Below are 8,476 nucleotides of genomic sequence, written 5' to 3'. Positions count from 1 at the left end.
ACGTAAAACAGCCCGCCACCTAGTTGCCAATTCACGGGCTTGTTTTAAAGAAACATCTCGCAACGCTCCCAAGCCCATTTCACGACGACGTCCGTGAAGGGTATACCGTAAAATCCATTGAGCACCTCCATCTTTACGCTTATGAAGTAACAAGCCGGCTTGTGACGTGCAAACGAATGGTTTTGATTGATTCAAGATAAACAGCTTTGAAATGAGAGAATCCTACGTTATTCGAGACTCTCATTCAATATGAATAACGATATATTATCATTATAAATCAATGCCTTGTTTGTTTTATAAAACGCCTTTCGCGTGTGATGGTTATGTTGATAGTTTCTTGCAATTAAAGCCGCGTGATGAATGGTTTGATTCCGGCGACCTGTTTGTTAAAGATGGATCCGAATGCTATTACTGGATAGCCAGAGCCGTTAATGAATTTAAACACAATGGTAAGTTTATCCCAGTTCAACTGATTTCAAATGACATTATTAAGTATGCCGGATGTTTAAGACATTACTTTTCAAAAGCACAGAACGGCGATCTTTATCTCAACCTTGATATGTCGGCAAATAGTGAGCAGGTTAAAGTCATTACTAAACTATTGACTGATAAATGGTATCAGTATGCATTTAAAGTAAATATCAGAAAAATTGCCACGACAAATACAGGGAAAATAAAATGTACCATGTAGATAAAGCTCATGATATGAGCAGAGTGTATGTTAATCGTCGTGCAAATAATTATCTGTGCATTGTGAGCCATTCTTTTTATACCTATTTTTAGCTATTGATAGGCTTCATCGTTATTTGCCTGTATCGACGAGACGTACATCGAGAATGATATTGCAACGTGAAATGGCGAAGGTACTTTTTATCGATATATTTAAACGGATTTTGCCAGATGTAAAGATGTCACACAGTTCTGTGAGCCATGGACGGAGTAAAAGTATTATGTTGCTTAATAATGATCCGCGGATTCAGTCTGTCGGGGTTGATATCGAATTTATTGAGAAAAAAAACTACCGAGGCCATTTATGCTAGATTACTGTGAAAAATGCGCGGACTTTCCAGCAGGGCAGGTGCTGGATAATCGGCTATGCACCACAATATTTAGCTGCATGGAGAGCTTGTATAAGGCATTATGCGCCATCTCGGCGTGTACTTTTGATATAAATGATTATTTTTTAGTTGAACATGACAGGACGCGATGTGTTTTTCGGTACGTTGGGAATACATTTGTGTTTAAGGGGATGACGTTTATTTGTAACTGCTATTATCTTTGTCAATCTGTGATAACCGTTGTTTTGCTGGATGCATGTTTGCAATCAATTATTTTAGATGACTTCTTATATGAGGACGTAACCGTTTCTATACCCAGTTAGTTTTTAACGAGTTTATGGCAATGCCATAACTAGCTTCATTTAGAGAAATATGTGATGAATGATTTACTGGTAAATATCACCCCTGAGCACTATGAAAGGTATGCTACTGAAGGTACATCATCGTGGAATGCGTATTTGATATAAAGAATTCTGGAAGAAGCATCTGGTGTTACTTCTGCGAAGAAAAAAATTCTCGATATTGGCATGGGAACTGGCTACATGCTTTTCAAGCTTTACCGCTTCCAAAAACTCACAGACTATTCCTTTTACGGGTTTGATATTGATCCCCGTATGGTTCAGTTTTGTGTTAAAAAATGTACGGAGTTAAAATACCAGCATGCATTCAACATTATTGAAGACAGCGTCAGCAATTTACCGTTTCCCGATAACTCCTTTTCAATGATTTATGCCCGTTCCGTAATTCATCACTGGGCTGAACCTAAAAAAGGATTACAGGAGTTGTGCCGTGTTTTAGATCGCGGCGGTCGTATTATCATCCATGAACCCCTAGCTGATGCAGAAGAAACAGCACTGGGTGTTTTTAACCAATCACGTCGTGAATGCGGTGTGGCAGCTATGTTCACAGAAGAAAAATTTACATTAGCCGGTATCACCGATTTTTTATATGGCTGCGATCTTAGTGAGATGAGCTGGACAGTGGCATGTGGAGAAGGTCTAGCAGCTCTGGGTTGTGCAATTTTCATTAAAAAGGTCTGAGTTATCATGGATTATTTCTGTGCTGAAATGTATGCAAAAATGCAACCACGTATAACGGCAATAACTGGCTGCCATGCACTCGATTACATTGCTTTCCGCGATTTGGTTAGGATAAGTACACGCGTTTATTCGACCACTGGTGATAGAGGTTCTTTGACTCAAGTGGACTCTGCGGGTGAACACTTACCGATGCTGATTAGTGCTACAAGCGGCATCACTGGGGCGATGAAAATGGCCAACGTTCGTTTAAAATTCTGTAAGGAAGGGATCAGCTCATCAGAGCGCAATTTAATTCGTAACCTGCGCGCGCGGCAGGTTTTTTCCCCAGGGGATATTGTTGGCAACCTTTTTACGATTAATCTGTTTTCATCTTTACACTACTTGGCGTGTGAAATTTTAAAAAATTGCCGTGCACATGTTGTGCCGGTTGGCGATATTGCTCTGCTGCTGAAGAGTCATTTCGAGTTTCTGGCTGAAATACGGCTCTCGGTACTGTTTGGTGTGCCCAGCACCATCGTTCAGTTCGTTGAAGCCATGCTCAGCCTTGAGGTTCCACTGGCAATTAAAAAAGTGGTCTTTACCGGTGAATCGATGCTGAGCGTGCATGAAAACTATCTGCGCGAGATGCTGGGCGACGATCTGCGGATAATTGGTTTATATGGTTTGTCGGAGTGCGGTTTCATTGGTATGTCCGCCGAAGGGCGGCTTAATCGGTACCAGCTCTTCAGCGATGATTTCTTCTTTGAATATGAAGATAAGAGAGGGCTGCTAGTGACATCACTGGATCCCGATGCCTCGCGCAAACTTATCAGATATTCCGTGGGCGATATGGGCACATTATCCGTTGAAAATGGTGACCTCTATTTTGAAGGTATTAAACGCAATGCTATTGATTTTAATTTCATGGGAAATTTGATTAGCCATGAAAAAATATTCAAAATTATTAATCGACGGTTGCCCGATGTAATTGTTCAAATTGTATTGTCTTTATCCGCGGATAGACAAGAGATTATGGATATTAAAATCTGCTGCGAAGTATTTCACGACCTTGATTTGTCCGAACTAACTGAGGAAATCTATCATTTGCCGGATATTTATGAAGCCTATATGAAAAAGCGCGGACGTATTAATGTCACCATCGTCGAATATAGCGATTTGCTTTTCTCATCCAGAGGGAAATGCCTGCTAGTTTATGACGCAAGGGAGTCCTGTAATGCAACTTGATAATTTGTGTAATGAAATTGTATCAGGGAATTCGCATACGATAAATGTCAACATCAGGTTTTATAGCGTGTCACCGGAGCAGCAGGAGTAAATCATGTCAGATGATGTTATTGATAATTATGATTTAGATAATAACGCATTGTTTATTCGTGGATGTAATTTGATTGATATTGCCGATGAAAACCGTTATTTGCAGAACGCATGGTTTGTACTGACCGGCAACCTTTTTAATGAAGAACAGATGGATCTGCTGATTCAGAATACTAACGCCGAACTGCAGGCGATGCATCAACTGATCAATGTATTGCCATCTTTGAGTTTAACGCAGCGATCTATGATGTTATTATCGCAAGTTGAGGTTTCGGCGGCTCAGGGTAAGGTCATGGCTCCCGTAAGCGACGGTTGTTGTCTTAAAATTATCTTGCTGATGCCGTGGATTATTGCATTGGCGTGCTCTTCCCAACAGTTTTCCGATTTGCCGGCGATCGAAAATTGCAATACCTTGGAGCTTGCTTTTTGGTTAGTATTAACTAGCAAGGAAGCTTCTTCCGACTGGGATATTGATGTGCTTTGCGGGTGCATGTCTCTACTGCTGGGCGGGTTTGGTATTGTGACACCCACAACCACCATGGTAAGATTTATTATCAGTACCAAGAGCGACGTCATTTCTGCACTAATCGGTGGGTTTTGTGCCATTGGCCCCGCGCATATGGGAGCCTGCAAATATGCTATCATGCGACTTTCTGGTGTCCTCCATGAGATTGAAGCCGGGAATCTTAAGGCAGCGGTAACGCATTATTGCAAAGACAAACCCTGGCCAAGGTTTGGTCACCCGATTATGCAATGGGATGTCCGGGTTTATTTCTTTTTTTCACGCTTTCAGGTGCCTATGTGCTCCTTCAGTTCGCTTGTGCGATCTATTTCGGACAATACAGGACTGCAACCCAATGTCGATTTTCTAATTGCAAGCATCATGAGCAAACATCGGGCTTCTCCTGAGCTGGGATTGTTGGCTTTTTTCGTTTGTCGTATGCCGATACTTCTCGCGCACTATCAAGCGCGGTTTAGCGCTCATTCCTTCGGTTTATCATCAAAGGATTTAAGAGAAAGATATAAAAAGGTCTCCCAATTATGGCTATAAAGCATCACACCGAGCCAAATTTCTTGGGTATATGTCAGAGTATCACCTTAACCACACCGATGCGTGCTTGCGGGCAAATCGATATTTCTCACTGGGAGTTAGCCCATAACTATTTGAAACAGGGCTTGTTACTCGAAGCCTTGCATCAGTTTTCAGTTCGATTCGCCACCATGGTGGCTAAAAACTCGGATCTCACTTATCGCTATCTCCCTGTTATGGTTGAACAGTTTTTCTCTACCACCCATTTTGATAGCGATCGGTTATGCGTTGAAGGACATATTGAACGCATTAATGAGGCCTACCGTATTCACTGTAAGGCTAGCACATATGACAATGGAAAGGCCGTTATTGCGCAGGCAATCATCATGGTCAGTAAAGTCTGCTTCCTTGGCTCGTGTTCTCAGAAAGTCGCTCTTCCATTACTAGGCGATTTATGTAAGATTTCCTCCATAACCGGAGATTCTTGTACTTTTTCCTTTAATGCGCATCACCCGCTTTTTGAGGAACATTTCCCCTCCCGCGCCGTATGTCCTGGTTCACTATTGATTGAGATGGTTCTGGCTTTAGCCACGCAGGGTAGTACGAAAAATATCGCATCTGTTGCGCTGAAAAAAGTAAAGTTCATTGAAGCAGTTTATCCGGGAGATACCTATCAGTTGACCATTAAACAGGATACAGAGTATGAACCGGGTGGCGTTTTTTATATTCATACGGAAACTAAAAAACGAAGCACTTGCGGTAAGTTTTCTATCAAATATAAAAAGGAGGATGCGTCATGTTTAACATAATAATCTCTTTTATTCCGTGGAGTATTTACTCCTGGGTTATCAATGGAAACGTTTTAACTCTGGTCGAACGCTCTCTCATCTTAACTGTGATTTTATTGTTCATTATTGCTGTGAATATTAAAATTGTCCGGCAGGGAGAACCCGTGATGATTACTAACATTCTGACAGTTATTGTCCTGTTTGTTAATTATTTCGCTGGATGGTCTACACTTTTACTGAACTACCCCACAGTTTTTTGCTATCTGTCACTTGCTCTGGTTTCATTGATTAGCTTGCTGGTAAAGAAACCCTTTACCATTTTTTATGCCAGTGCTGGTGTTTCTGAAGAAAAACGCAAACATATCCTATTTTATCTCATCAATAAATATATTACATGGATTTGGGTAATCATCTTTTTTGCCAATGGTCTTCTAGTGGCTTTTTTTACATGGACCCCCCAGATTTGGTTAATCACTATGGGTTTAATTTGTACTGGTATTCTTTTTTCTAAATATCTTCCTAACATCATGCAATATTTTTATCGCATCAAACATCATGGAGCATAATATGTCATTGTTTAACATTCTGACCGGAACCCCTTTATGGGCTTGGATTTTGCTTATTTTTCTCATTGCGAGGGGAATAATCGCATTGAAAGATAGGGAAACGAAGGTTTACCGCCTTTTTCTCTTGCCGTTAGTCTTTCTTTTTTTGGGCGCAAGCGATGTGATTAACCAGCTGGCTTTCCCACGCTGGGGAGCAATCGCAATGTTGGCAGGGCTGATGATCGGCTTTGGCGTTGGCTGGTTGCTCTGGCGTGCTACTGCGCGTTTAAAAATCAAAGAGGGAACGGATTTCATTATTCTGCCTGGTACGCCGTTGACGCTGACATTTATTCTTATCGCTTTTGTCATCAAATTCACATTGATTGTTTTTCTCAAGGTTGTACCTGATTTGAAATATGCATTTGATTTTAACCTTCTTTTTGGTCTTTTAAGTGGGTTTACTGGTGGTGTGTTGTGGGGCGGCACATTAAATTTATATATAGCATTTCGAAAGAATCCAAATTAATCCCTATACCATTAGCTGTGGGTGCTTCCCATTAGAACTATCTCAATAGAAGCTTATTCCTAACAACAACGCTGCATACAAATGCAGCGTTGCCTCGTAGTTTCAGATTTTTTTATCCCAGCGCGTGAAGAGGTGAGGGAAGTGATATATCTGACTATGCCCCCTTGGGGGAAGAGCGAGCCTAAAGGTTTAGAATGCTATGAGTTTGAGCTAGCTGGACTTTGAGCAGATGGTTTATCGCTCATGGGAAATCATTTTGTTTTACGATTCAAAAAGAGGATAGTGATGGTCTCATTGGCGTAGGTGGGCAAGAAAACTGTTAGCTTGGCAATGCGTCAACAATTTGTAGAACTATGTTGTGGGACCCCTACGCAAAGCCGTTGCTATGATGGCATGATGCTTTTGTCAAGCATTATGATATGGGGAGGAACCGGTGTTTAAGGGTGCAACTGCGGTCACTATACGATCCAGTAGCATTACGTTTTTACGTTTGAGTATTTAGGAGCGGTAGACTCTGTACAGGCTATGCGTGCAATATGTGAAGCACGCTTGTGGGAATCAGTGTGCCATTATTGCGTTGTGCATGCAACCCTCTAGCTAGTACTTCATTGGTAAGGTTGTTTTTTGAAGCTGATTAATTATCTGGGTGTTTTTTAAGAGAACGTTAGCACTGATGTATCGCGTGCCGTACCAAGAAATCTTCCAAAAAAAAATTATTAAAAATACTAAAAATATATGTGCAAGATGAACAAATGCTTGCTGAGGATATTGTATCAACGACTGTAGCTGCTTAAGGGCACATAATCTTGGGGGGCATAATGTTGTACAAAAAATCATGAAGTCCAAAAAACTCGTAAAGGTGCATTGCACTTCTCCTTTGAGAATTTGGCATCTCCTCTTAGCTTAATACGTTCTCATTATGATATAAACCCCTTGGTTCTCCTGAACACCCTCTTGTGATGCGTTTTTCTGCTGATGCTCAAGAGATCTTTCGTGAATGGATGCAAAAGATTTTTAAAGAAGCCAAAGAGAATAACCTTTCTGAAAGCTTACAAGCGCATCTTTTGAAAATGCCTAAGACCATAGTAAGTCTTGCATTGATTTTTGAATTAACCGAAGGGGGGCGTTTTGAAATCAATAAAGATGCCCTTCAAACAGCCTTGCGATGGGAAAAATATTTGTTAAGTCATGTCAAAAGGCTCTATGCGGCGGCGGATAGCTTAGCAACAGAGGGGACAAAATTGATTGTCGAGCCCTGTGATCATTTACCCGATGTTTTTACTTTACGTGATATTCATCAAAGAAGTTGGATCAGTTTAACAGATAATAGAGCCGTTAAGCAAGCTTTAGAGCTCTTATGTCGTTCCAATCATATTCGTCAAATAGCAAGTGAAAATAGCTCACAAGGTGGTCGCCCTACCATACGTTATGAATGGCACCCTTTCGTTAAAAACAACAGCATCAAACAATGAAGCCATTGTAATCTTTTGTTATTCTTAAAACCTTCAAAGATCTTATCGTACCAACAGAGGGTTTACAAAGTATCTTTGAGGGTTTTTGTTTTATAATTTTTTAAAGAAGAAACATACCGAGGTCCTTTTAAATCTTGTGTCAAAGATATCCAAAACACAACCTCTATAGGTTTTGACNTTTACCTCATGTCATAGGCTGTGGATAAGTAGCCTTTAATAAAATTTCTTTTTAAGCAGGTTGTGGGTCTTTAGCACCCTTTTTTTATTTTATTATTGCTATTTGTTTTAAATAGATCTAGCAGATTCTATTTAAAGTTTTTTGACACCGATAGATCAACGCTTATAAAGCGGTGGGGTTTTATTATAAATGCTTCAATCTCATAACAAACCACTGACATTACGCTCTCTGTTACAATCCTACCGTGATCATACAGAAAATGCGCGCGATAGAGGAACTTCTTTTGAAAAGTTTGTAATTGCTTATTTGACGCAAGACCCTCTACAATGCCAAGAATATGAAAAAGTTCAAACCTATTGTGAATGGGCAAAAGAGCATGGGGAAGATGGGCGTGATATCGGCATTGATCTGGTTGCTAAAATTCGTGATGAAGAAGGATATGCTGCTATTCAATGTAAGTTTTATAGTGCAAATCATCAGATCAAGAAAGAAGATATTGATAGCTTTATTGCTGCCTCGGGAAAA

General features: G+C 40.5%; 12 protein-coding genes. 11 read left to right on the top strand and 1 reads right to left on the bottom strand.

What is annotated here, in order from left to right; translation table 11 throughout:
* Positions 1-195 (bottom strand): Arm DNA-binding domain-containing protein (locus ACFIJW_RS04830; protein ID WP_375633500.1); only part of this gene is annotated, 195 nt, incomplete at its 3' end.
* A gap of 94 nt (positions 196-289) precedes the next feature.
* Here ACFIJW_RS04830 and ACFIJW_RS04825 point away from each other — a divergent pair.
* The 11 genes from ACFIJW_RS04825 to ACFIJW_RS04775 form a co-directional block, all read left to right on the top strand.
* On the top strand, positions 290-691 hold the full coding sequence (locus tag ACFIJW_RS04825) for a hypothetical protein (protein WP_375633499.1): 402 nt from the start codon (positions 290-292) through the stop codon (positions 689-691).
* Between the two features lie 163 nt (positions 692-854).
* Positions 855-1,040, top strand: a complete 186-nt coding sequence (locus ACFIJW_RS04820) for a hypothetical protein (RefSeq protein WP_375633498.1) — start codon at positions 855-857, stop codon at positions 1,038-1,040.
* Between the two features lie 488 nt (positions 1,041-1,528).
* Positions 1,529-2,098, top strand: coding sequence for a class I SAM-dependent methyltransferase (locus ACFIJW_RS04815; RefSeq protein WP_375633502.1), 570 nt, complete (start codon positions 1,529-1,531; stop codon positions 2,096-2,098).
* Between the two features lie 6 nt (positions 2,099-2,104).
* Positions 2,105-3,322: a hypothetical protein gene (locus ACFIJW_RS04810; protein WP_375633497.1), complete on the top strand. Its 1,218-nt coding sequence runs from the start codon at positions 2,105-2,107 to the stop codon at positions 3,320-3,322.
* A gap of 94 nt (positions 3,323-3,416) precedes the next feature.
* Positions 3,417-4,463: a citrate/2-methylcitrate synthase gene (locus ACFIJW_RS04805; RefSeq protein WP_375633496.1), complete on the top strand. Its 1,047-nt coding sequence runs from the start codon at positions 3,417-3,419 to the stop codon at positions 4,461-4,463.
* The gene (locus ACFIJW_RS04800; protein WP_375633495.1) at positions 4,454-5,251 is read left to right on the top strand and encodes a beta-hydroxyacyl-ACP dehydratase; all 798 of its coding nucleotides are present in this window, start codon (positions 4,454-4,456) and stop codon (positions 5,249-5,251) included. The genes ACFIJW_RS04805 and ACFIJW_RS04800 overlap by 10 nt, the downstream gene beginning before the upstream one ends.
* The gene (locus ACFIJW_RS04795; protein WP_375627807.1) at positions 5,239-5,796 is read left to right on the top strand and encodes a hypothetical protein; all 558 of its coding nucleotides are present in this window, start codon (positions 5,239-5,241) and stop codon (positions 5,794-5,796) included. Before ACFIJW_RS04800 ends, ACFIJW_RS04795 begins: the two co-directional genes overlap by 13 nt.
* Position 5,797: 1 nt before the next feature.
* Positions 5,798-6,301, top strand: a complete 504-nt coding sequence (locus ACFIJW_RS04790) for a DUF6622 family protein (protein WP_074380593.1) — start codon at positions 5,798-5,800, stop codon at positions 6,299-6,301.
* Between the two features lie 303 nt (positions 6,302-6,604).
* The gene (locus ACFIJW_RS04785) at positions 6,605-6,742 is read left to right on the top strand and encodes a hypothetical protein (RefSeq protein WP_155915008.1); all 138 of its coding nucleotides are present in this window, start codon (positions 6,605-6,607) and stop codon (positions 6,740-6,742) included.
* A 518-nt stretch (positions 6,743-7,260) separates the two neighbouring features.
* Positions 7,261-7,773: a DUF3987 domain-containing protein gene (locus ACFIJW_RS04780; protein WP_375633501.1), complete on the top strand. Its 513-nt coding sequence runs from the start codon at positions 7,261-7,263 to the stop codon at positions 7,771-7,773.
* Between the two features lie 367 nt (positions 7,774-8,140).
* Positions 8,141-8,476: restriction endonuclease (locus tag ACFIJW_RS04775; RefSeq protein ID WP_375633494.1), on the top strand; the 336-nt coding region annotated here is incomplete at its 3' end.

The sequence above is a fragment of the Bartonella sp. MM97QHHN genome (genome assembly GCF_042194285.1).
In the GTDB taxonomy this organism is placed as follows: domain Bacteria; phylum Pseudomonadota; class Alphaproteobacteria; order Rhizobiales; family Rhizobiaceae; genus Bartonella.
The sequence above is the reverse complement of the archived record's forward strand: the minus strand, read 5'-3'. Positions and strand labels throughout refer to the sequence as shown.